The organism is Streptococcus sp. Marseille-P6264 (assembly GCF_902460355.1).
GTDB lineage: Bacteria > Bacillota > Bacilli > Lactobacillales > Streptococcaceae > Streptococcus.
The window spans coordinates 74,391-97,305 of the sequence record NZ_CABPTO010000005.1 but is presented as its reverse complement, the minus strand read 5'-3'; the positions used below and the strand labels follow the sequence as shown (position 1 = coordinate 97,305).

Below are 22,915 nucleotides of genomic sequence, written 5' to 3'. Positions count from 1 at the left end.
CATAGCAGACAATCTTTAAACAGATGCGATTAGTAGGAGTTACACATGCCTTTCTCAACTGAGAGTGAACAAATTAAAAAGTTTGAAAATGATGAGGTGGCCCAACACTATTTTGAGGTGTTGCGGACCTTGATTTCTAAAAAATCTATCTTTGCCCAGCAAATTGGGCTCAAGGAGGTAGCTACCTATCTGGGAGAAATTTTCACTGCCGCAGGTGCTAAAGTGATGATTGATGACAGTTACACGGCTCCCTTTGTATTGGCAGAGTTTCAGTCGGACAATCCTGAAGCCAAGACCATCATTTTCTACCACCACTATGATACGGTACCAGCTGATAATGACCAGCCTTGGACCAACGATCCCTTTACTCTGTCTGTCCACTACGGTGTTATGTATGGTCGTGGGGTCGATGATGACAAAGGCCACATTACTGCTCGTTTGACAGCGGTGCGTAAGTATATTCGAGAGCACGGTTCGCTGCCAGTCAATATCATTTTCATGATGGAGGGAGCAGAGGAGTCGGCTTCAACAGACTTGGATAAATATCTGGCCAAGCATAAGAAACATTTGCGGGGAGCAGATTTGCTGGTCTGGGAGCAGGGCACGCGTAATAATCTAGGCCAGCTTGAAATTTCTGGTGGAAATAAGGGCATTGTCACCTTTGATATGTCTGTTCGTAGTGCAGAAGTCGATATCCATTCTAGCTATGGCGGTATCATTAATTCAGCTTCTTGGTACTTGATGGATGCCATTTCTAGTCTGCGTAGTGCTGACGGTCGGATTTTGGTGGAGGGCATCTATGAGCAAGTACAGGAGCCCAATGAGCGAGAGCTGGCTTTGATTGCCCAGTATGCTCTGAAGACACCAGAAGAGTTGAAGGAAATTTACGGTCTCCAGCTCCCAGTCTTGAAGGAGGACAGGCAGGAATTTCTCCGTCGCTTCTATTTTGAGCCAGCCATTAACATTGAAGGTTTCGGTTCGGGCTATCAGGGGCAAGGGGTTAAAACCATCCTCCCAGCATATGCATCTGCCAAGATGGAAGTGCGCTTGGTGCCAGGCTTAGAGCCTCATGATGTCTTAGACAAGATTCGCAAGCAACTGGACAAAAATGGCTATGATAGGGTAGAATTAACTTATACATTGGGAGAAATGAGCTATCGTAGCGATATGAGTGCCCCTTCTATCCTGAATGTGATTGAACTGGCCAAGGATTTTTATCCAGAAGGCATCTCAGTGCTTCCGACCTCGGCAGGAACAGGACCCATGCACACAGTCTTTGAAGCTTTGGAAGTTCCGATGGCTGCCTTTGGCTTGGGAAATGCCAACAGTCGAGATCATGGTGGCGATGAAAATGTCAAGATTGCCGATTATTATACCCATATTGAATTAATCAAGGAGTTAATCAGAAGTTATGAGCAATGAAATTATCAAATTAGACCGTATTGATGTCACATTTACACAGAAAAATCGTGTCATCAAGGCGGTTGAGGATGTGACCATTCACATCAATCAGGGAGATATTTACGGGATCGTGGGTTATTCTGGTGCCGGAAAGTCAACTTTGGTGCGGGTTATTAACCTTCTGCAGAAGCCATCTGCTGGTCGCATCACTGTGGATGGAACAGTTCTATATGACAAGGGCAGTGTCCAGCTGAATGCGGCTCAACTGCGGGAAAAGCGCAAGGATATTGGCATGATTTTCCAACATTTCAATCTGATGGCTCAGATGACGGCCAAGGAAAATGTCGCGTTTGCCTTGAAGCACTCCTTTCTGTCTGCTGCTGAAAAAGAGGAGAAGGTTCGCAAACTTTTAGAACTGGTTGGTCTGGAAGATCGAGCGGATAATTATCCTTCTCAACTATCTGGTGGGCAGAAGCAGCGCGTGGCGATTGCTAGAGCCTTGGCTAATGACCCGAAAATCTTAATTTCAGATGAAGCGACTTCAGCTTTGGACCCTAAAACAACTAAGCAAATTTTGGCCTTGCTTCAGGATTTGAATCAAAAGTTGGGGCTGACGATTGTACTCATCACGCACGAAATGCAGATTGTCAAAGATATTGCTAATCGTGTGGCTGTTATGCAGAATGGGAAATTGATCGAGGAAGGCTCGGTTTTGGATATCTTTACCAATCCACAGAACGAATTGACCCAAGACTTTATCACAACGGCAACAGGTATCACTGAAGCGATGGTTAAAATCAATCAGCAGAAGATTGTGCAAGATTTGCCAGCGGATTCTGTCTTGGCGCATTTGAAGTATGCTGGTACGGTGACAGATACAGCTATTATCAACGATATCTACAAGCAGTATCAGGTTTCGGCCAATATTTTACATGCCAACATTGAGATTTTAGATCATGTACCAGTCGGGGAGATGGTGGTTATTTTGTCAGGAAATGCAGAAAATCTTGCGGCAACTCAGAGCAATTTGCAAGCTGCTGGCGTAGAATTAAAGGTGCTTAAGGGAGGAATTTAGATTGGTAGACTTGATTAAAACATTTTTGCCTAACGTCTATAAGATGGGCTGGGCTGGTCAGGCTGGCTGGGGAACAGCGATTTATCTGACCCTTTATATGACGATTATTTCTTTCCTGATCGGTGGCATTCTAGGCTTGATCGCTGGACTTTTCCTAGTATTGACAGCGCCAGGAGGTATTTTAGAAAATAAAACAGCCTTTTTCATCTTGGATAAGGTCACGTCCATCTTTCGGGCAATTCCCTTTATCATTCTCCTAGCTTTGATCAATCCTTTCACACGGATGATTGTAGGGACAGGGATTGGTCCAACGGCAGCTTTGGTGCCACTATCTTTGGCAGTCTTTCCTTTCTTTGCTCGTCAGGTGCAGGTGGTTCTATCAGAATTAGACCGCGGTGTGATTGAAGCAGCCCAGGCAGTTGGTGCCAACTCATGGGATATCATCGGTGTTTACTTGCGTGAAGGCTTGCCAGACTTGATTCGGGTGACAACAGTGACCCTAATCTCGCTAGTTGGGGAAACAGCCATGGCAGGAGCGATCGGTGCAGGCGGCCTTGGAAACGTAGCAATTGCCTACGGTTATCAACGTTTCAACCAAGACGTGACCATTTTAGCGACTGTTTTGCTCTTGCTCCTCATTTTCTTTATCCAGTTTTTGGGCGATTTCTTAACCAGAAAAATCAGTCATCGCTAGACAGAGAGTGGGACAGAAATCGGTAATTCGTTAGAATTCGATTTCGTTGTCCCACCTCCGCACAGTTGCGTAGGGCTGTAAAAATTGATGAAATCAACGTAGTAGAGCCCACTCAACCACTGCGTCTTGCTCGACAATCCAAAGACAATTGAGGAGGCTAGGACTTTTGTCCCAGCCTCTTTTGTCAGCTATCATCCTTTGAAAAGTCTGAAAATTTAATTTACATTCTATTTTCATAATGCTATAATAAATAAAGATAAGTATGGAAAAATAGCATAATAAATTGCTTCTTGCTAGCGCTAGATTTTGCCCATGCTGAGGGAAGCAAGCATATCAAGGATGCTAGATCTGGAAACCTTGCTAAAATCTCATTTTGCAGGAAGGATGGCAAGGCATGAAATGAGCCTTTTCACTTATCAAGGATATAGCTATCAATAGTTTCATGAAGTTTTGACTTCAGAATTAGAAAGGAATCGATGATGACATCGTTAACACTTAAAGAGTTGAAATGGACGGGACTCTTTGCTCTACTCTACTTTCTCTGTGTCGGACTAGGAGTACTAGTAGGTCACTTTTTTGACAATGCTGGCAATATGTTCTATGCTCCAGTCTTTGCTGCAGTTTTTGGCGGAAGCGTTTATATGTGCCTGCAAAGCAAGATTAAAAAGTTCGGAGCGATTAGCTTACTGGGCGTGGTGATGGGAGGCTTTTTCCTCTTGTCTGGTCATTTTATGATTGCTGGCCTGCCAGGTTTGGTGTTCGGTCTTTTAGCTGACACGATTACAGGCTTGGGCAAATACGAAAATAAATTTTTGAATCTGCTTTCCTTTGTTTGTTTCTCTTTTGTCAATTCGGGGCCTATTATCCTCATGTGGCTAGCGCGTCAAGCTTATATTGATAGCTTGGTAGCGCGTGGTAAGACAGCAGAATACATCAATCGGATTTTGCTGCCGTTGGATTTTCCGACCATCGCTAGTTTTATCGTGATGGTAATGGCAGGTGCTTTAATCGGTGGCCTGCTGGGTCAATATCTGGTAAAAAAGCGCAGTGCAAAAGCTGCCTCTCAGTCATAAAAAGTCAAGCCAGACGAAAGGTGGGACTTTCCTATCTTAGCCTACTCAAGGAATTGTTCTGACATAAGTTTGATCCAGAAAAATGCCCTAGCTTGCATGCTATATCTTTGAAAAATAGACAGTTATAAAAAAATCCTATGCCTCCAGCTCTAGCGAAAAGAGCCTAATTTTGGTAAGATTAGAAGACTTGGAGAATATCAGGCTCAAGTCCTGGGAGGATTAAGATGAACAACATATTAGTACTGCAGTCGGACTTCGGTCTGGTAGATGGAGCAGTGTCGGCTATGATTGGAGTGGCTTTGGAGGAATCACCAACGCTGAAAATCCATCATTTGACCCATGACATCACCCCTTACAATATCTTTGAGGGTAGTTATCGTCTCTTTCAAACGGTAGATTATTGGCCAGAGGGAACGACTTTTGTTTCAGTCGTGGATCCGGGAGTGGGTTCTAAGCGGAAAAGCGTGGTTGCTAAGACCAGTAAAAATCAATATATCGTGACACCTGACAATGGTACTCTGTCCTTTATCAAAAAGCATGTCGGTATCGTAGCTATTCGTGAGATTTCAGAAGTGGAAAATCGTCGCAAGAATACCGAGCATTCTTATACCTTCCATGGGCGAGATGTCTATGCCTACACAGGTGCCAAGCTAGCCAGCGGCCATATCAGTTTTGAGGAAGTTGGCCCAGAGCTGAGTGTCGAAGAAATTGTTGAAATCCCTGTTGTGGAAACAAGACTGGGGGATAATTTTGTCAGCGGAGCCATTGATATTTTGGATGTTCGCTTTGGCTCGCTTTGGACTTCGATTACGCGCGAGGAATTCTGCACCTTAGAGCCCAACTTTGGCGACCGCTTTGAAGTCACTATCTACAACAATGATATGCTGGTCTATCAAAACCAGGTGACCTATGGCAAGTCCTTTGCGGATGTCCGCATCGGTCAGCCGATTTTGTACATCAATTCCCTCTATCGGGTGGGCTTAGCTATTAACCAAGGTTCCTTTGCCAAGGCCTATAATGTTGGTGTTGGTGCTCAATGGCATATTGAGATTAAACGTATAGAAAATTAAAGGAGAATATTATGAAAAAGAAATTTTTAGATACAAAGTTTACTATTAAAGAAGTCGTTGCAACGGGGATTGGGGCTGCGCTTTTTGTAGTCATTGGGATGATTAGCATTCCAACACCTGTTCCAAATACTAGCATTCAGCTGCAATATGCGGTTCAGGCCCTCTTCAGTGTTGTTTTCGGGCCTTTTGTCGGTTTCCTGATGGGCTTGATTGGCCACGTTATCAAAGACGCTATGGCTGGCTACGGTCTCTGGTGGTCATGGATTATCGCTAGTGCCTTCTTTGGTTTCATTCTTGGTTTGTTTAAAAATCGCATTCGTGCAGCAGAAGGTGTTTTTGAAGTGAAGGACATCGTCAACTTCAATATCTTCCAGCTTTTGGCCAATGCTTTTGTCTGGCTCTTGATCGCTCCGATTGGCGATATCTTGATTTATAGCGAGCCAGTCAATAAGGTCTTTGTGCAAGGCTTTGTAGCAACTCTGTCCAATGGAGTGACAGTTGCCGTAGCAGGAACCCTGCTCTTACTAGCCTACGCCCGTACTCAGACTCGCTCAGGCAGCCTTAAGAAAGATTAATCCAACTAGATATTACGGAGAGTGGGACAGAAATCGGTAATTCGTTAGAATTCGATTTCTGTCCCACTCTCTTTTTTCTTAGGTCTATAAAATAGCTCCAGCCATAATTTGCAAATAAAACATAACTTTATGCAATATATATATTGCATTATTTAAAATATATTGTATAATGGACTTATGAAGATGAAAGGAGCGTAGATATGAATAAAAAAGTGAATGATCTGCTTATACTGCTTATTTGTCTTGTATCAGCCACAATTTTACTAGTTGTGGGCATGATTCGGAAGAATCAAACCTTTATCATACTCGCTTGTGCTGATGTTGCCCTCGGCTGTACTTTCTACACCATAGGCGGGCAAAAAAATGACGATAAGGATGGTGACCATGGCAAAAAATCTTAAGCTCAAGATGGCACGGGTTGAGCATGACATGACCCAAGGTGACTTGGCTGATGCTATTGGCGTGACCCGTCAGACCATTGGCCTGATTGAGGCAGGCAAGTACAATCCCAGCCTTAGTCTATGCTTGGCCATTTGCAAATGCCTCAATAAAACGCTGGATCAGTTGTTTTGGGAAGAATAGGAAGAAAGTGAGAAAAAGGATGAAGGACAAACCACAAAAAGTCTATACAGACGAGCGGACTCTACAACTTGAGCGAAAATTAGGAAATGAAGTTGCATTTTTTGCGATCATTTTGCTCGTTATTTCTATTTTTGTCAAAATTACTCTTTGGCATGAGCCAGTAGAAGGCTACTTACCAGAAATTCTGATTATTTTGGGTATGGAGATCTATGCTGGAATTCGTAGCTGGCAATTGGGACTTGATATCAGACGCTACAAGCCATCTACTGGGCTTAAGAGTTTCAGAAGTCGTTTGGCTAACGGGGCTATCTTAGCAATTGTAATTGTGGCTGTTCAGATGTGGAGTGGAAATTCAGCTCTTCGACCATTTTTTCGCCATCATCCAATTTTGCAATTTATTTTTATTTTAGCTTTGCTAACTGCCTTTTCTAGTATATTTGATCAGTTGGTCGATCATTTTTATCAGAAGAGACAGGTTTTATTGGACCAAGAATTAGAAAATGATGAGAATTAGAATCAGTGAATCTTCAACTTATAAATAAGAAAGTGAGAAAGAAAATGAAGAAGCAGCCTGTTATAAAAGATGAACGAACAGAGAAATTGGACGGCAAAGTTGCGGGAGAACTAGTGCTAGGAATGTTTCTCTTCTTAGCTATCTCTGTATTTTTCAAAGCCTATATCCTCCATCTAAGCTTGCTGGCCTATCTGCCAGAAGGTATCCTGCTTACCCTAGTAGGTCTATATGCCTTGCTTCGTCGCGTAAGCCTAGGCGTTGATGTTGGTGATATGGTGAGAGAGGAAAAATGGCCAGAGCGTTTTGGCGGTGGCATTGTCTTTGTTCTCATCGTTATAGGCATTGATTTCTTTGGTCAGCGAGAAAATCTGGCTAGCATGTTGAACCTTTTGTATCTGCTTAAGCTGGCTCTTGCAATGATACTGTTTATGCTTGGAAGTTTGACCATGGACAAGATCAGTCTTTACCTAAACGGTAAAGGTCAGGCAAAGCTCGATCAGGAATTGGAGGATGAAGAATGACTTGGTGGAAACGATTGATCTGGGTTGGCTGCGCTTTTTTAGCCTTGGCCCTGTATATTCTCCCTCTGCTGTTTCAGCAGCTAGTAATAACTTATCAATTTCCCAAACAGTGGACCCTTGGTCTTGGTATTTTGCTGATTTTCCTAGTTTTGCTGGTCTTTGTCGTAGTAGCAAAGAAAACTGGAATCTTATCCCAGTCTGGAAAAATCTTTCAAAAAGGAGACGGGAAGCGAATTGCTCTAGGCCTCTTAGGCATGTTGCTCATATCTGTCCTTGGGACGGTATTACTCCGGTGGCTGCATGGCGAGGTGACAACAGCTAATCAGGCATCTTTGATGGAGGAGTTCCGAAGGGGAGATGCGATGTTGTTGGCCATCATGCTTGGTGTTTTAGCGCCTATCGCAGAAGAAATTATTTTCCGTGGCATCATCCCTCTAAAAATCTTTAAAGGCTATGAAAGCTGGGGCTATATCATAGGCGGACTGCTCTTTGCGATTTTTCATGGCCCAACCAATATCATGTCTTTTGTGATTTATGGTGGTGCTTCTGTAATTTTGACCTTGCTGGCTTGTCGAATTCGGCGCTTGGAAGTCAGTATTGCAGTTCACATGATAAATAACGGACTTCCTGCCATTCTTATGTTGTTAATCCCTATTTTTGGAGTAGAAGTATAGGAGCTTGAAATGAAAATGAAACTTATCAAACGTCAAATCTTAGACGAACGCGAAGAACAACTGGTCAACAAGGCTGGTATGGAGAGTTTCAGCCTCATGCTATGTGGCAGTTTCGCTTTATATATGGGTTCTGTAGCAATGAATGGGGGAGTCGTTCACTACCAGCCCTTCTTGCTTCTGATTCTCATCAGCAGTTTTTATTTCATGTGTCGCACTCAGTATCTGGGAGCCAATTATTACAATAGTTTCAGTCTGACTATCTGGGGTGTGCTAGCCGCAACAGGCTTTCTGACTCTTTTGATTGCCTGCCAGAATTTCCAGCTCAATCACGCTATTTATCATAACAGTGTTTTTCATCCTATGTTCCTATTTGTTATTTTCATTACTTTTGTCATTCACTTTCCTTTCATGCTGCTGGTCAATATTATCTTGGAGAGTCTCAGCAAGTGGCAGAAAAAGCGCTTTGAAAAGTATTTGGAAGACTTGGAGAAAGAGGGCTAACCTTCTTTTCTGCATAGAGATTCCCGCTCTGCTATTTTCCAAACAAATTTTTTGCCCAGTTTTTTCAATCAGGTTATAATAAATAGATGAATTAAAAATTCAGAAAATTTTATAAAGAAAAGAGAGTTGAAATCTTATGGCAAAAGATATTCGCGTCCTACTTTACTACAAATATGTTCCCATTGAGAATGCTGAGAAATTTGCAGCTGATCATCTGGCCTTCTGTAAATCTATTGGTCTTAAAGGCCGTATCTTGGTGGCAGATGAGGGAATCAATGGAACGGTTTCTGGTGACTATGAAACCACTCAAAAATACATGGATTATGTGCATTCCCTTCCAGGCATGGAAGACCTTTGGTTCAAGATTGACGAAGAAAACGAACAAGCCTTCAAGAAAATGTTTGTTCGCTACAAGAAAGAAATCGTCCACTTGGGCTTGGAAGACAATGATTTTGACAATGACATCAACCCACTTGAAACAACGGGTGCTTACTTGTCTCCAAAAGAGTTCAAAGAAGCCCTTCTTGACGAAGATACCGTTGTCCTTGACACACGTAACGATTATGAGTACGACCTAGGACACTTCCGTGGAGCTATTCGCCCAGACATCCGCAACTTCCGTGAGTTGCCACAATGGGTCCGTGACAACAAGGAAAAATTCATGGACAAGCGTGTAGTGGTTTACTGTACAGGTGGCGTTCGCTGTGAGAAATTCTCAGGCTGGATGGTACGTGAAGGCTACAAGGATGTCGGTCAATTGCACGGAGGAATTGCGACTTACGGCAAGGATCCAGAAGTTCAAGGTGAGCTTTGGGACGGCAAGATGTATGTCTTTGATGAGCGTATCTCGGTTGATATCAACCATGTTGATCCAGTTGTGATTGGGAAAGACTGGTTTGACGGTACTCCTTGCGAGCGCTATGTCAACTGCGGCAATCCAGAATGTAACCGCCGCATCTTGACTTCAGAAGAAAATGAAGACAAGTACCTCCGTGGCTGCTCTCATGAATGCCGCGTTCACCCTCGCAACCGCTATGTGACTGAAAAGGGTCTGAGCCAAGCAGAAGTGATGGAACGTTTGGCTGCAATCGGAGAAAGCTTGGAAACAGTGGTAGCTCAGTAATTTAATCGTGAAGATAAAAAACTTTAGGCGGATAGCGTCTAAAGTTTTTTCATTATTTAGTTGTAGCTTAGCTTTTCATTATTCAGGTTTCGATGTTTTGTCCCTTCTTTTTGATGTGGTATAATGAGCTTAAATAAATAGGAAAGGAGCAAGTCTATGTCTAAAGCTATCATGGAAAAAGTGGCAGCCTATCTGCGTCAGCATGCAGATGAAGAGCTGAGTCTGACTGATTTGGCTGAGCATTTCCATTATAGTCCTTCCCATCTATCCAGAACTTTCAAGAAAAAGATGGGCTTTTCTATCAAGCAATATGTGGAAGCTCTTAAGATGGAAAAAGGGATTCAGGAGATTGTAGAAGGTCGGCAAAATGTGACCGAGACCTCTATGGAAGCTGGTTATGATAGCCTAGGCAGCTTCTCCAATACGTTTAAGCGGCATACTGGACTTTCGCCTAAAAAATACTATCAGGAATCAACCAAGGCTTATGATTTTATGGTCAAACAGCTGGATGAGAAGGGCGCTTTGTTGCATCAGGATCCCGACTGTAAAAGTGGCAATCGGTTGACTGTGGCGCTATCTTATCCTGAGGGGTATGAACCACGCATTAGTTGTGTCGGGCTTTTTAAAACCCGCATACCTAAAGAAGAGCCAGTTATTGGAGTAGCACTGAGTCAGGAGAAACGGTTTACTTTTGAAAATGTACCCGATGGTCGCTACTATCTTTTGGCCTGTGAATTGCTGGAGGATTTACGCCTAACTAAAAACTATGTCTTGAAGCATAACTTTCGCTGGGGCAGCGATGAGCCTCTCACTTTTTCAGGCGATAGTATCTATCAAGAGGAAATCAGCATGCGCAGGCCTTTGCCCAGCGATCCCCCTATTACAGTTAATCTTCCAGTTTTAATCATGCGTTCCCTAGCCAAACAAGCGCAATTGAGAATAAGAAAATTTTTATCCTAATTGATAAACTGATACTAGAGATTTATTCTCAGATATAAAAAATTGGAGGAACGATAATGAAATTAGACGTGTTTTTAAGTTTTAATGGTCAGGCCGAAGAAGCTTTTCGTTTTTATGCAGATCTTTTTCAGACAGAGATAAAGGGACTTGTCCGAGCCAGTGAGATGTTGGATCCAGCAGACCTTCCTGCAGAAAAACGGGATAAGATTGCCTGGATTGCCTTAGATACGGAAAACTTAACCCTGAATGGTGAGGATGTAGGCATTTTTAACGACCTATCTATTCCTAGTAATCACCAGCCCAATCAATGGTTAGTTCTGAGCCCAGGCAGTAGAGAAGAAGCCGATGAGCTTTTTACCAAGCTTGCTGAAGGTGGACAGATTCTCTATGCTTTAGAGAATCAAGGTTTTGCTAAGTTTTATGCCCGCTTAATTGACCGTTTTGGTATCGGCTGGGATGTGATGAAATGAGGCAGAAGGATGGCTTATAGTGAATCCTTAGCCCAGCAAGTCCGTGCCATTTTAGCTACTGAACTTCCCCCTCATGTTTTTGAAGAAGAGGTAGAAGAGAAGAAGATGTTTGGTGGTTTGGCTTTTATGGTCCGAGGTAAGATGACCGTTACTGTGAGTTCGAGAAGTAAAGAGCTTGTCATGGTCCGCATTGGTAAGGAAATGGAAAAGCAGATTCTTCCTAAAAATGGTGCTAGTGTGACGTTAATGAAGGGCAGGCTTTATCATGGATATATTGATTTAGATAGCGAGGGACAAAAGGAACTGTCTTACTGGATCAAGCTAGCCTTGTCATACAATCAGGAGTTGACGCAAAAATGAAGTGATAGAGCGTTTGGCTGCGATTGGAGAAATCTTGGAGACAATGGTAGCTCAGTAATTGATTGTGAAGATAAAAAACTTTAGGCGGATAGTGTCTAAAGTTTTTATTTTGCGATAGTCTAAGAAGGGTGCTGCAATTATACATATAAAGTGAAAAATCTTTATGCTATAATTATTATAATACTGTGAGTACTAAAGAGTATCTTAATAAAGAAGATTTTCTATAAGTCTAAAAATGGTATCAAATCTCTTTTTGTAAAGGAGGTTGCTACATTATTTAATAACGATAATCATAATACGGAGAAAGAAAATGAAAAAACTAACCGCGAAGTTAGCAAATAATAATATCAAAATAAACTTTTTGCTTCTTGATAGAATATCAATATTTTCAGCAGTATTATCAGTATTTTTAGCTAGTATAGGCTTCTCTTTATTAATAAAACAAAGTATAGTTGCAGTTCGTATCCTCTTATTTTTATCTGTGCTATTTTTATTCAATGCCTATTTTTTGAAAAGGTTAATAGGTAATGTAATAAAATATTGGAAAGAAGTAGGTATTGACTTAAATAAATATCAGTTATTCTATGAATATGCTGCAGAACATTCTCGTAGGGCGGACAATAAGCTATATATAACTAGTCTTGAGTTTGTAAAAGGTGAGATATCTGTTTTAAAAGGGAATTTTTTATTAGCACAATCATATTTATCAAATATTGATCTTACAAACATAGCTTTAAAATATAGAGCTAGCTACGTATTAATTCAATTATATTATCAACTTCTCATCTCTATTCATTTACAAGACAAAAAGACAATAGTCTACTTTGAAGAAAAATTATTGAAAGCATCTGACTGGAAAAATACTAAGGGAGCCTTGGTTTCTCAAGCAGAGGCAATCAAGGATATTGTGTTCAATCAGGAAGTGAATGATTATTTTGATACAACAGAACCTCATAACAAACTGTCTCGAATAATGTTTTCTTATTACGGTGCGCTTAACGCTCAGTTGAAAGGTGATAAGGAACGCACACGCGCCTTATTTGAGAGTATTACAAATGAAAATCCAGCACTTTTCTATGTTCAGGAAGCGAAGAAGTATTTAGAAGTTGCGAGATAAGGTCCTCATATATAATAAGGTAAGACTTATTATATATGAGGATGGAAGAATCTATATCTGTATTTTATACAGACTTTAGAAGAGGTTATTTCATAAATAAGGAGTATTTTATGAAAAAAATTATTGCTAGCATTTTGAGTTGGCCAGTTGAAAAAATAGAATTCATTTTTTTAAAAGTTATTTGGAAATATTGTTTTTTTATACTAATATTTTCAACAATAATTTTCTATATTTATCTTTTTAATCATCCATCTACGCTGTTTACCAAGGGAATAACGTTTTTACTTATAATCATTTTGTTTGTTATTTTATTCTCAAAAATTTTATTAGATCTTATTTTGTTTGAGCTATTGAATAACAATATTGAGTTGAATAAATATTTGGATATAATTAACAAAGCCCATTTAAGTTCTTACAATAAGAAAACACAACTCTTATCTAAGCTATTAGCGAGTGCGACGGTTTCTTTTCATAAAGGAAATTTTCAAGAAAGCCTGCTTTATTTGGATGAAATAAAAAATAGTAATTTGAAAAAAAGAAATAGTTTTTATTACATATTTAGTTGCTATTATTATAAAATATTGGATTTAGTGCATTCTAAAAGATCGTCTGAGGCACAAGAATTGTTAAAAGAAATGGACACATTATCAGGTTCATATAAATCTCAAATGAATCAAAAGATAAAAGATATTTCATTTTTGCAAGCAACCTTTGATATTATTTGTGAGAAAAAAACTAATGACTATTTTGATGAAACAGAACCTAAAAACAAACTATCTCGAATTATGTTTTCTTATTACGGTGCGCTTAATGCGCAATTGAAAGGTGACAAAGTTCGCACACGAGCCCTATTTGAGAGTATTACAAATGAAAATCCAGAACTCTTCTATGTTCAAGAAGCGAAGAAGTACATAGAAGAGGTTGAAGAATAGTAGGATATAGTGATGTATCGATTGGGGCTTATCCCAATCTTTTTTGTTTTGAAATGCGCTTGAACCTGTTCTTGCTATAGAGTCTGCCTATATCCTTGGCTAGCTAGAAAATATGCTGGTGATAGTCAGTAGACAGCCTTTTTATGATACAATAATAGGATAGAGTCAGTGGAGATTAACTGGCTATTTCATGCTAACGAAAGGGACAAAATAAGCCAATGATTCTTGAAGAATTTGATCAAAATCGTAAGGCCATCATTAATCCAGAGGATTTGATAGAGCCTATTGAAGGATTTCCGGAGACGGCAGTGTCCTGCTTTGCTCGGGAGACCTTTGCCCGAATGCTGGCGGATTTTGATCATGAGTTGATTACGACGACATCTATGGCCAACATTGAAATTCCTATTTATCGGGTCTTTGCGGATGGTCAGGAGCTAGCTCTTTTCAACGCTCCAGTTGGGGCTTCTGCTTGTGTGGCTATTCTGGAGGATTTGATTGCTTTTGGTATGAAGAAGCTGGTTCTCTTTGGGACTTGTGGTGTGCTGGACGAGGATATCAAAGCAACATCTGTCATTATTCCGACAGCAGCTTTGCGTGATGAGGGGACTAGCTATCATTATCAGCCGGCTAGTTCGGAGATAGCGGTCAATGTTGGCTTGCAGGATTTTTTGGTAAATTTCCTTGAGCGGCGAGGGATTTCCCATAGCTTGGGCAAGGTTTGGACGACCGACGGCATTTTCCGAGAGACTGTGGACAAGCTACGCAGGAGAAAAGAGGCGGGAGCTATCTGTGTGGATATGGAGTGCTCGGCTGTAGCAGCTTTGGCGGCCTTTCGTGGCGTTCAAGTTTGCCAGTTCTTTTATGCGGCGGACCATCTGTCTGAGGAGGCTTGGGACATGCGCAATCTGGCTAATCATGCGGACTTAGACGAGAAAGACAAGGTGGCCAATCTGGCGATTCAGATCGCTCTGGCCTTATAGAAAAACATGAAAAAACCAATTATTCAATTTGAAGATTTTAGTTTTCAATACCAGGCTCAGTCGGAGCCGACTTTGAAGCATATCAATCTGACCATTTATGAAGGGGAAAAGGTGCTGCTGATTGGGCCGTCTGGCTCTGGTAAGTCAACCCTAGGTCAGTGCCTCAACGGTATTATTCCCAATATTTACAAGGGTCAGGCCAGTGGACAACTCTTGATTAAGGGGCAGCCAGCCTTTGATAGCAGTATTTATGACAAGTCCAATCTTGTTAGCACGGTTTTGCAGGACACGGATGGGCAGTTTATCGGGCTCAGTGTAGCAGAGGATCTGGCCTTTGCTCTGGAAAATGATATGGTGGACTTGCCCTTGATGCGGGAGAAAGTTCTGCGTTGGGCAAAGCAGCTAGACTTAGAGCAGCTTTTGGATCATCGTCCTCAAGACTTGTCTGGCGGGCAGAAGCAACGGGTCAGTCTGGCGGGTGTCTTGATCGATGAGAGTCCAATTTTGCTGTTTGATGAGCCTTTGGCCAATCTCGATCCCAAGTCTGGTCAGGATACGATTGACTTGATTGATCAGATTCATAGAGAAGCTGCAACCACGACCATCATCATCGAGCATCGCTTGGAAGACGTTCTTTATCGACCTGTTGACCGAGTTGTCCTTGTCAATGATGGGCAGATCCTCTTTAACGGCGCGCCGGATGATTTGCTTAAGACGGATCTCTTAGCAGAAAATGGGATTCGAGAACCTCTCTATATCACAGCCTTGCGGCAGCTTGGTTTTGATGTGGTAAGCGCGACTTATCTAGCTGATTTGAGCAAGCTGGAACTTACAGGACTCTCACAGAATCTGACCGAACAAAAAACAGAGCAGATTGACAGTAGGCATGAAGCTCTTTTAGAACTCGACCATGTTTCCTTTGCCTATCAGAGCGATCGACCTATTTTGCGGGATATCAGTCTGAAGATTTTCAAGGGTGAGCGGATAGCAATCGTTGGGAAAAATGGTGCTGGCAAGTCTACGCTAGCCAAGGCTCTTTGTCGTTTTATTGATACAGAAGGGGAGCATCGTTGGCAGGGACAGGATATCAAGGGCGACTCTATCAAGGAGCGAGCAGAGCGGATTGGCTATGTCTTGCAAAATCCCAATCAGATGATTTCGACCACCATGATTTTTGATGAAGTGGCTCTGGGGCTACGGTTGCGTGGTTTGGCAGAAGCAGAGATTGGAGAAAGAGTTCATGCTGTTCTCAAAACTTGCGGTCTCTATGAATTCCGCAGTTGGCCAATCTCAGCCCTGTCTTTTGGTCAGAAGAAGCGAGTGACTATTGCTTCTATCTTGGTGCTAAATCCAGAGATTATCCTTTTGGATGAGCCGACAGCTGGTCAGGATCAGCGCCATTATACAGAGATGATGGACTTTCTTGATGAGCTAAACCAGCAGGGACACACGATTATCATGATTACCCATGATATGCAGCTCATGCTGGATTATTCTGATCGGGCCATCGTGGTGGTGGACGGCCAGAGTTTAGCAGACCAGTCGCCTGCTCAGATTTTGTCCAATCATGAGTTGATTGCAGCGGCTAATCTAAAGGAGACTTCGATTTTTAGCCTAGCTGAGAAGCTGGGAGTGGATCCGCTAGCTCTGACTCAATTTTACATGCAAAAAAAGGAGGAAAGTCATGTTTAATCAACAAAAATTGATTGGCTACCATGCCGGAAAGACTTTTCTCCATGCTCTTTCTGGTGCCAGCAAACTCATCTTTTTTATCCTGGTTTCGGTGGCAGCCATGATGAGCTACGATACACGTTTCCTCTTTCTTGTGGCTCTGGCTTCCCTGATGTTATTTCGAGTGTCTGAGATTCGGCTGAAAGATATTTCTTTCGTTCTGGCTTTTGCGGGAACCTTTGCAGCGCTGAATATTCTCATGGTCTATCTCTTTGCTCCTCAGTATGGGGTGGAGATTTATGGAGCCAAGGATCTGATCTGGACAGGATGGGGAGCTTATAATCTCACGCTTCAGGAACTCTTTTATCTCTTGAATCTTTTGCTCAAGTATTTCTCAACGATTCCTCTAGCGGTGATCTTTCTCATGACCACCCATCCCAGTCAATTTGCTTCCAGTCTGAATCAAATCGGCCTTTCTTATAAGATTGCTTATGCGGTCAGTCTGACCCTGCGTTATATCCCAGATTTACAGGAGGAATTTTACCTCATCAAGATGTCTCAAGAGGCGCGTGGACAAGAATTATCCAAAAAGGCTCCCCTCAGCAAACGAGTCAAGGGCAATCTGCAAATTGTCATTCCCCTGATTTTCAGCTCGCTCGAGCGAATCAATACGATCGCGACGGCCATGGAGTTGCGCCGCTTTGGAAAAAATAAAAAGCGGACCTGGTACACCCAGCAAGCCTTCGGAAAACTAGACAAACTTGTAATCCTGGTGTCCGTCCTTCTACTAGCCCTCAGCCTTCTTCTTTTCCTTGTCAATCAAGGACGGTTTTATAATCCTTGGGGCTAGGATCGAGGTGGAAAACTAGCCGGGTTTGGATTGAGAGGATAATTGGTGCAAGAAAAAATAAATGTTAAATTTTATAAGGAGTTAATTTTTCCTATTTTTTGTGGTCTAGGGGCTTTCGTTTTGCTCTTGGCTTTGTCACAGACAGATGAAGTCGGGGGGAGAATGACCCTGATTTCAATCATCTTGCTAATAGGGATGAGCGGTCTCTTTACTTGCCTTGCTTTGGTCAATAAAGAAAAGAGTCTGCGACGCTGTCAAGAACTTTATTCTCACTTTCCAGAGCTTGAAAAGGATTTTCAACTGCTTTATAGTGACTCTCGTTATGCGCGTGACAGTCTATCTCTCTATCTTTACAAGGATGCTATCATACGGGTGGATGGTTATTTCCAATTTCTCAGGCTTTCTGATTTAGCTGATGTGACCATTAAGATTGAGGAAGTGGAACAAACAAATCATCTAAAAATTCATTACCTGTATCTGTATTACAATCCAATGAGTTCTAACAAAGATATTCGTCTGGCTTTTGGGCCTTATACGGATCAAAAATATATTGACTTATTGCAGTTTTTAGATGTGATGAATCAAGTTGCTCCTTGGATTCGAATCTATAATGAAGCTGTGGAAAAATAGTATGGTCTAACAAACATAAAGAGGCTGGGACAAAAGTCCTAGCCTCTCAATTGTCTTTGGATTGTCGAGTAAGACGCAGTGGTTGAGTGGGCTCTACTAGGCTGATTTTATCAGCTTTTACAGCCCTACTCAACTGTGCGGAGGTGGGACGACGAAATCGAATTCTAACGAATTACCGATTTCTGTCCCACTCTCTTCTTATAATGGTCTTTTATTTGGCATACCGGCTTTGCGGGGGTATTTGTTGGGAGTTTCTTTCTTCTTTTCCACCACTGTGATAAAGCGGGGGTCACCGTTTGGTAGAGCATAGCTAAGGTTATCCTGAACCTTGCTAAAGAGTAAATTGAGGGCATTTTTTGCTTCCTCTAGCTCCTCGGGGGCGTTGGAAGCCTTGAGCGCTAGGAGCTTCCCGCCAACTTTTAGGTAAGGAATGGTCAGTTCAGATAGGACCTGCATCCGAGCGACTGCACGGGCAGTGACCAGATCAAATCGAGCCCGAAAAGCCTTGTCCTGAGCAAAGTCTTCTGCGCGGCCATGGTAGAAGTGAACCTTGTCCAACGCTAGCTCCTCTGCCAGCAGTTTGAGGAAGTTGATTCGTTTGTTGAGCGAGTCAATGATAGTCACATCCAGCTGAGGGCAGATGATTTTCATAGGGAGGCTGGGAAAGCCAGCGCCGGCTCCGATATCCAGCAGCTTAATCTCTTGATTGTCAATCAGGCCTTGCAAAACGGGCGCAATTGAATCATAGAAATGCTTGAGATAGACTTCGTTTTTCTCTGTGATAGCTGTCAGATTGATTTTTTCGTTCCATTCGACCAAAAGTTCAAAATAACGCTCAAACTGGTCTTTCTGGCGCTCGGTCAGCTCAATTCCCTGCTGGCTCAAGAGCTGGTAAAATTCTTGCGGTGTCATAGTTTCATCCTTGTTTGTCAGTATTCACTCTATTATATCATAAAACGTGGCAAGGTGTTTCTGACGATTGGCTTCTTGTCTTTCCAAGAATTAGATACTGACTTGCCTTGATTTCCAGAATTTGTTTTCTAGAAAAGTGAAAAAGTTTTTTCTAGATTTCTGACTATTTTAGCGTTTGGATATTACTCAAGCTAAAGCTATTTTATTAGATGACATGTCAAGAAAGACAGGTTGAGCTTTTTTTGTTATAATAGGTGAAATCAAATCATAAGGAGTATCTTTATTATGTCTATGTTTTTAATTATTATTGCAGTTGTGGCAGTTGTAGCTATTTTCGTGATTTCTGTTTACAATGGTCTTGTTAAAAGCCGTATGCAGACTCAGGAAGCTTGGAGCCAGATTGATGTTCAGCTCAAGCGCCGAAATGACCTGATTCCCAACCTTTTGGAGACGGTTAAAGGTTATGGAAAATATGAGAAATCAACCTTGGAAAATGTTACCCAGTTGCGTAACCAAGTAGCAGCTGCCTCATCTCCTGCCCAAGCTATGCAGGCTAGTGATGCCCTGACTCGTTCAATTTCTGGTATCTTTGCGGTTGCTGAAAATTACCCAGACCTTAAGGCAAATACAAACTACTTGAAACTTCAGGAAGAGTTGACGAATACAGAAAATAAGATTGCTTATTCTCGTCAGCTTTACAATTCAGTAACCAGCAACTATAATGTCAAAATGGAAACTTTCCCAAGCAATATCATTGCAGGTATGTTTGGCTTTAAAGCAGCAGACTTCTTGGAGACACCAGAGGAAGAAAAGGCTGTTCCTAAAGTGCATTTTAGCGATTTGGGGTAGGTGGCGACTATGTTGTTTGACCAAATTGCCAGCAATAAAAGGCGTACTTGGGTTCTCCTCGTCGCCTTCTTTGCTCTTTTAGCTTTGATTGGAGCAGCTGTCGGCTATCTTTGGCTCGATTCTCCCTTTGGTGGGATGGCCATGGCCTTTATCATCGGTGGTATTTATGCTGTCAGTATGATTTTTCAGTCCACAGAGATTGTCATGTCGATGAACGGTGCGAGGGAAGTTTCCGAGCAGGAAGCGCCTGAACTCTATCATGTTGTGCAGGATATGGCCATGGTGGCACAGATTCCTATGCCTCGGGTCTACATCGTAGAAGATGCCTCGCCCAATGCCTTTGCGACGGGCTCAAAGCCTGAGAATGCGGCCGTGGCTGCGACAACTGGATTACTTGCTCTCATGAATCGAGAGGAGCTTGAAAGTGTAATGGGGCATGAAGTCAGTCACATTCGCAATTATGATATTCGCATTTCGACAATCGCCGTGGCACTTACAAGTGCTGTCACGATGCTATCTAGCATGGCTGGGCGCATGATGTGGTATGGCGGTGGTGGCCGTCGAAGAAACGATCGGGACAATGACAATGGCTTAGGAATTATTTTGATGATTGTCTCTCTGTTGGCTCTTCTCTTGGCGCCGCTTGCTGCAACATTGGTGCAGTTGGCCATTTCTCGTCAACGTGAGTATTTGGCAGACGCTTCAAGTGTTGAGTTGACCCGCAATCCTAAGGGCATGATCAATGCCCTGCTGAAGTTAGACAACAGCCAGCCTATGGAGCACCATGTAGATGATGCTAGTGCAGCGCTCTATATCAATGACCCGAAGAAAAAGGGGGGCTTACAAAAGCTCTTTTATACTCACCCACCAATTTCTGATCGGATAGAAAGATTGAAAAATATGTAATAAGGAAGCCTAGGCTTCCTTCTTTTTTGCATTAAATTATGACGATTTTTAACTCTAGTTATTTTTGAGACTGAGTAGAAGGCAGACACCACCAAGCAGAGAGAAGACCAACCAAGCGCTTCCCATATTCCACAGACCAAGGCTGGTAAAAATCATGCTTCCCAGCGGAATGGAAAAGGTAAAGAGCATGGTGAGAAAGTTGGAGGTTTGGGCTAATACTTCTGGAGGAAGTTTACTCAGCAGCATACTGTTGATTTTAGGATTGATTTTTCCAGAGATGTACATGAGAAAGGTCAGAAAGAAAATTCCCAAGAGAGCAGGAGCTTGGAGTAAATTGCTGATGCCTAAGAGGAGGAGAGCTAGCGAGCACCAAACGACGAGCCGCATCAGGGAGAGCTTAGAAAAATAATCATTTGAGAAGGCACTGGCAGAGATAATCCCAACCACTGTGCAGGACTCGATGACTAGTAGAGACTGGCTCAGGTTTAGCCCCCAAAACGGGTGATCCAATAAATAGAGATTGTAGAGTCCCATGATAGAGCCGGCCAATGCGTTTAAGAGGAGGACTTGAAGCAGCACTAGCAGGAAGTTTCCGATTTTTTCTTGTTCAAAAATCATTTGGACATTCTGGTAAAGATCTTTCATCTGAGTCTTGAAAGGGAGTTTTTTCTCTGCAATGGCTGGGGCGTCATGGGTGAGTTTTTGGCGGATCAAATAGAGGGTACTTGAGGAGAGTAGGAAGCAGAGGGCGTTGATGAGGGCGACCATAGCGAAATTCTGCTGGCTGATACTAAGCAACCAGACTCCTAAGGCTTGCCCAGCAAAATTTCCCAAAAATGTGAGAAGTTGAGTGAAGAAGTAAGCCTCCATCAAATCTTTTTCTTCTACATTTTTCTGTAAGATAGGCATTTGTAGGCCACTGCGATAGTCGCTGATAATGTCAGAAAAGATATTGAGAAAGCAGACAGTAGCAAAGGCTAGGTAGGAGGCAGACTTGGTCAGGAGGGCGACTAGAATGAAGAGGAAGGCTTGCAGATAACCTAGATGGATAAGCCGGCGAGCCTTTTGACGGGTTTTGTCAGCTTGCATACCGACAAAGACCGTGAAAAAGGTAGGAACAAGAACGATAAAATTGGCAATACCGACTGCAAACTTGGGCTGGGGCATGCTAGAAGCAAATACGATAAAAACGATATTATAGATAGAAGAACCTAAGATATTAAATATCCGTGACAGACTGATAAAGGCAAATAGCCTATTTCTTAAAGCAAGTTTCATAATAAATCTCCTTTGGGATGAATCAATTTCGGAATGTGAAGGAATTCCAACTCGCAATGCATTGGTAGTTATGATTATAGCAAAATGTGGCATGCCCGCAAGGGCTTTTCGCTGACTGGTAGAAGCTTGTAGGCCAAGTAGTAAATATCTGAAAGTGACTTGCAAAAGCTATAAGTCAACCTATCAAAAACTGACATATTCTTTTAAATTTTTTTTATACATGAATGTGATATAATAGATAGGATATGACAAAAGAATTTCATCACATTACCGTACTTCTTCATGAAACGATTGACCAGCTTGATGTTCAGCCAGATGGCATTTATGTTGATGCAACCTTGGGCGGAGCTGGTCACAGCGAGTATCTTTTGAGCAAGCTGGGAGACAAGGGGCATTTGTATGCTTTTGACCAGGATCAGACTGCGATTGACAATGCTAAAAAACGCCTGGCTCCCTATATTGAGCGGGGCATGGTGACCTTTATCAAGGATAATTTCCGCAATCTCAAGACTCGTTTAAATGAGGTAGGGGTTGAGAAGATTGATGGAATTTGTTACGACTTGGGCGTATCTAGTCCGCAGCTAGATGAGCGGGAGCGTGGTTTTTCTTATAAGCAGGACGCTCCTTTGGATATGCGGATGAATCAAGAAGCTGCCTTGACAGCTTACCAAGTTGTAAATCAATATCCTTACAACGATTTAGTCCGTATTTTTTTCAAATATGGTGAAGATAAGTTTTCCAAGCAGATTGCCCGTAAGATCGAGCAAGCGAGAGAAATCAAGCCTATCGAAACGACGACAGAGCTGGCCGAAATTATCAAATCAGCCAAACCTGCTAAGGAACTGAAGAAAAAAGGTCATCCAGCTAAGCAGATTTTTCAGGCTATTCGGATTGAGGTCAATGACGAGTTGGGAGCGGCCGATGAATCCATTCAGCAGGCCATTGACTTGTTGGCTGTAGGTGGCCGTATTTCAGTGATTACTTTTCATTCGCTGGAGGATCGTCTGACCAAGCAACTGTTTAAAGAAGCTTCAACCGTAGATGTTCCCAAAGGTCTGCCTTTCATTCCAGATGTTTTGCAGCCCAAGCTGGAGTTAGTTTCACGCAAACCTATTTTACCAAGCAAAGAAGAATTAGAAGCCAATAATCGCGCCCATTCTGCGAAGTTGCGCGTGGCTAGGAAGGTGCATGAGTAAG

General features: G+C 42.3%; 26 protein-coding genes and 2 pseudogenes. 26 read left to right on the top strand and 2 right to left on the bottom strand.

The features are described 5' to 3' along the window. Window positions 1-45 precede the first annotated feature (45 nt). The 23 genes and pseudogenes from FZ941_RS07580 (at window position 46) to FZ941_RS07475 (ending at window position 17,773) form a co-directional block, all read left to right on the top strand. A complete protein-coding gene (locus tag FZ941_RS07580) occupies window positions 46-1,422 on the top strand; it encodes a M20/M25/M40 family metallo-hydrolase (RefSeq protein WP_148887430.1) in 1,377 nt (458 codons plus the stop codon). Next, window positions 1,412-2,476, top strand: coding sequence for a methionine ABC transporter ATP-binding protein (locus tag FZ941_RS07575; RefSeq protein ID WP_148887429.1), 1,065 nt, complete (start codon window positions 1,412-1,414; stop codon window positions 2,474-2,476). Before FZ941_RS07580 ends, FZ941_RS07575 begins: the two co-directional genes overlap by 11 nt. A 1-nt stretch (window position 2,477) precedes the next feature. Continuing rightward, window positions 2,478-3,170: a methionine ABC transporter permease gene (locus FZ941_RS07570; protein ID WP_148887428.1), complete on the top strand. Its 693-nt coding sequence runs from the start codon at window positions 2,478-2,480 to the stop codon at window positions 3,168-3,170. 479 nt (window positions 3,171-3,649) lie between these two features. Further along, window positions 3,650-4,243 carry an MptD family putative ECF transporter S component gene (locus tag FZ941_RS07565; RefSeq protein ID WP_148887489.1) on the top strand — a complete coding sequence of 198 codons (594 nt, stop codon included), beginning with the start codon at window positions 3,650-3,652 and terminating at the stop codon, window positions 4,241-4,243. A 224-nt stretch (window positions 4,244-4,467) separates the two neighbouring features. Continuing rightward, the gene (locus FZ941_RS07560; RefSeq protein WP_148887427.1) at window positions 4,468-5,313 is read left to right on the top strand and encodes an S-adenosyl-l-methionine hydroxide adenosyltransferase family protein; all 846 of its coding nucleotides are present in this window, start codon (window positions 4,468-4,470) and stop codon (window positions 5,311-5,313) included. An 11-nt stretch (window positions 5,314-5,324) separates the two neighbouring features. Then, window positions 5,325-5,888: an ECF-type riboflavin transporter substrate-binding protein gene (locus FZ941_RS07555; RefSeq protein ID WP_125405293.1), complete on the top strand. Its 564-nt coding sequence runs from the start codon at window positions 5,325-5,327 to the stop codon at window positions 5,886-5,888. 200 nt (window positions 5,889-6,088) lie between these two features. After that, window positions 6,089-6,289: a hypothetical protein gene (locus FZ941_RS07550; protein WP_041826832.1), complete on the top strand. Its 201-nt coding sequence runs from the start codon at window positions 6,089-6,091 to the stop codon at window positions 6,287-6,289. After that, window positions 6,273-6,470: a helix-turn-helix transcriptional regulator gene (locus tag FZ941_RS07545; protein ID WP_015605663.1), complete on the top strand. Its 198-nt coding sequence runs from the start codon at window positions 6,273-6,275 to the stop codon at window positions 6,468-6,470. The genes FZ941_RS07550 and FZ941_RS07545 overlap by 17 nt, the downstream gene beginning before the upstream one ends. Before the next feature lie 19 nt (window positions 6,471-6,489). Continuing rightward, window positions 6,490-6,984 carry a DUF6773 family protein gene (locus FZ941_RS07540; RefSeq protein WP_148887426.1) on the top strand — a complete coding sequence of 165 codons (495 nt, stop codon included), beginning with the start codon at window positions 6,490-6,492 and terminating at the stop codon, window positions 6,982-6,984. A 44-nt stretch (window positions 6,985-7,028) separates the two neighbouring features. Further along, window positions 7,029-7,505: a DUF6773 family protein gene (locus tag FZ941_RS07535; RefSeq protein WP_148887425.1), complete on the top strand. Its 477-nt coding sequence runs from the start codon at window positions 7,029-7,031 to the stop codon at window positions 7,503-7,505. After that, entirely contained in the window at window positions 7,502-8,179 is a 678-nt protein-coding gene (locus FZ941_RS07530) for a CPBP family intramembrane glutamic endopeptidase (protein ID WP_148887424.1), read from the top strand. The genes FZ941_RS07535 and FZ941_RS07530 overlap by 4 nt, the downstream gene beginning before the upstream one ends. Before the next feature lie 9 nt (window positions 8,180-8,188). Next, window positions 8,189-8,680: a DUF6773 family protein gene (locus FZ941_RS07525; protein ID WP_148887423.1), complete on the top strand. Its 492-nt coding sequence runs from the start codon at window positions 8,189-8,191 to the stop codon at window positions 8,678-8,680. A 136-nt stretch (window positions 8,681-8,816) separates the two neighbouring features. Next, on the top strand, window positions 8,817-9,803 hold the full coding sequence (locus FZ941_RS07520) for a rhodanese-related sulfurtransferase (protein WP_148887422.1): 987 nt from the start codon (window positions 8,817-8,819) through the stop codon (window positions 9,801-9,803). A 156-nt stretch (window positions 9,804-9,959) separates the two neighbouring features. Next, entirely contained in the window at window positions 9,960-10,763 is an 804-nt protein-coding gene (locus FZ941_RS07515; protein WP_148887421.1) for a helix-turn-helix transcriptional regulator, read from the top strand. Window positions 10,764-10,819: 56 nt separating this feature from the next. Further along, window positions 10,820-11,233: a VOC family protein gene (locus FZ941_RS07510; RefSeq protein WP_148887420.1), complete on the top strand. Its 414-nt coding sequence runs from the start codon at window positions 10,820-10,822 to the stop codon at window positions 11,231-11,233. A 9-nt stretch (window positions 11,234-11,242) separates the two neighbouring features. Next, on the top strand, window positions 11,243-11,593 hold the full coding sequence (locus FZ941_RS07505; RefSeq protein WP_148887419.1) for a TfoX/Sxy family protein: 351 nt from the start codon (window positions 11,243-11,245) through the stop codon (window positions 11,591-11,593). A 310-nt stretch (window positions 11,594-11,903) separates the two neighbouring features. Continuing rightward, a complete protein-coding gene (locus FZ941_RS07500) occupies window positions 11,904-12,710 on the top strand; it encodes a hypothetical protein (protein WP_262366285.1) in 807 nt (268 codons plus the stop codon). Window positions 12,711-12,820: 110 nt separating this feature from the next. Beyond that, window positions 12,821-13,642: a hypothetical protein gene (locus tag FZ941_RS07495; RefSeq protein WP_262366284.1), complete on the top strand. Its 822-nt coding sequence runs from the start codon at window positions 12,821-12,823 to the stop codon at window positions 13,640-13,642. Between the two features lie 218 nt (window positions 13,643-13,860). After that, a complete protein-coding gene (locus tag FZ941_RS07490) occupies window positions 13,861-14,622 on the top strand; it encodes a nucleoside phosphorylase (RefSeq protein WP_148887418.1) in 762 nt (253 codons plus the stop codon). Window positions 14,623-14,628: 6 nt separating this feature from the next. Continuing rightward, window positions 14,629-15,483, top strand: a pseudogene (locus FZ941_RS10910) (DUF3744 domain-containing protein); the annotation flags it as partial. Window positions 15,484-15,510: 27 nt separating this feature from the next. After that, window positions 15,511-16,314, top strand: a pseudogene (locus tag FZ941_RS10905) (energy-coupling factor ABC transporter ATP-binding protein); the annotation flags it as partial. Beyond that, window positions 16,307-17,143: an energy-coupling factor transporter transmembrane protein EcfT gene (locus FZ941_RS07480; RefSeq protein ID WP_148887416.1), complete on the top strand. Its 837-nt coding sequence runs from the start codon at window positions 16,307-16,309 to the stop codon at window positions 17,141-17,143. The pseudogene FZ941_RS10905 and the gene FZ941_RS07480, both read left to right, overlap by 8 nt. Before the next feature lie 162 nt (window positions 17,144-17,305). Next, entirely contained in the window at window positions 17,306-17,773 is a 468-nt protein-coding gene (locus tag FZ941_RS07475) for a hypothetical protein (protein ID WP_262366283.1), read from the top strand. Window positions 17,774-17,971: 198 nt separating this feature from the next. Here FZ941_RS07475 and rsmG read toward each other — a convergent pair whose 3' ends face one another. After that, a complete protein-coding gene (rsmG, locus tag FZ941_RS07465) occupies window positions 17,972-18,685 on the bottom strand; it encodes a 16S rRNA (guanine(527)-N(7))-methyltransferase RsmG (protein ID WP_148887414.1) in 714 nt (237 codons plus the stop codon). Between the two features lie 291 nt (window positions 18,686-18,976). Between rsmG and FZ941_RS07460 the strand changes: the two genes are divergently transcribed. Both FZ941_RS07460 and htpX read left to right on the top strand, forming a co-directional pair. Beyond that, complete coding sequence (locus FZ941_RS07460) at window positions 18,977-19,534, top strand: LemA family protein (RefSeq protein ID WP_148887486.1); 558 nt, start codon at window positions 18,977-18,979, stop codon at window positions 19,532-19,534. 9 nt (window positions 19,535-19,543) lie between these two features. After that, entirely contained in the window at window positions 19,544-20,440 is an 897-nt protein-coding gene (htpX, locus tag FZ941_RS07455) for a zinc metalloprotease HtpX (RefSeq protein WP_148887413.1), read from the top strand. Window positions 20,441-20,494: 54 nt separating this feature from the next. On the opposite strand, the gene FZ941_RS07450 is transcribed toward htpX, so the two are convergent. Then, window positions 20,495-21,718 carry an MFS transporter gene (locus tag FZ941_RS07450; protein WP_148887412.1) on the bottom strand — a complete coding sequence of 408 codons (1,224 nt, stop codon included), beginning with the start codon at window positions 21,716-21,718 and terminating at the stop codon, window positions 20,495-20,497. A gap of 245 nt (window positions 21,719-21,963) precedes the next feature. Between FZ941_RS07450 and rsmH the strand changes: the two genes are divergently transcribed. Next, window positions 21,964-22,914 (top strand): 16S rRNA (cytosine(1402)-N(4))-methyltransferase RsmH, encoded by a 951-nt coding sequence (gene rsmH / locus FZ941_RS07445; protein ID WP_148887411.1) that lies wholly within the window; start codon window positions 21,964-21,966, stop codon window positions 22,912-22,914. The last annotated feature ends 1 nt before the right edge of the window (window position 22,915 follow it).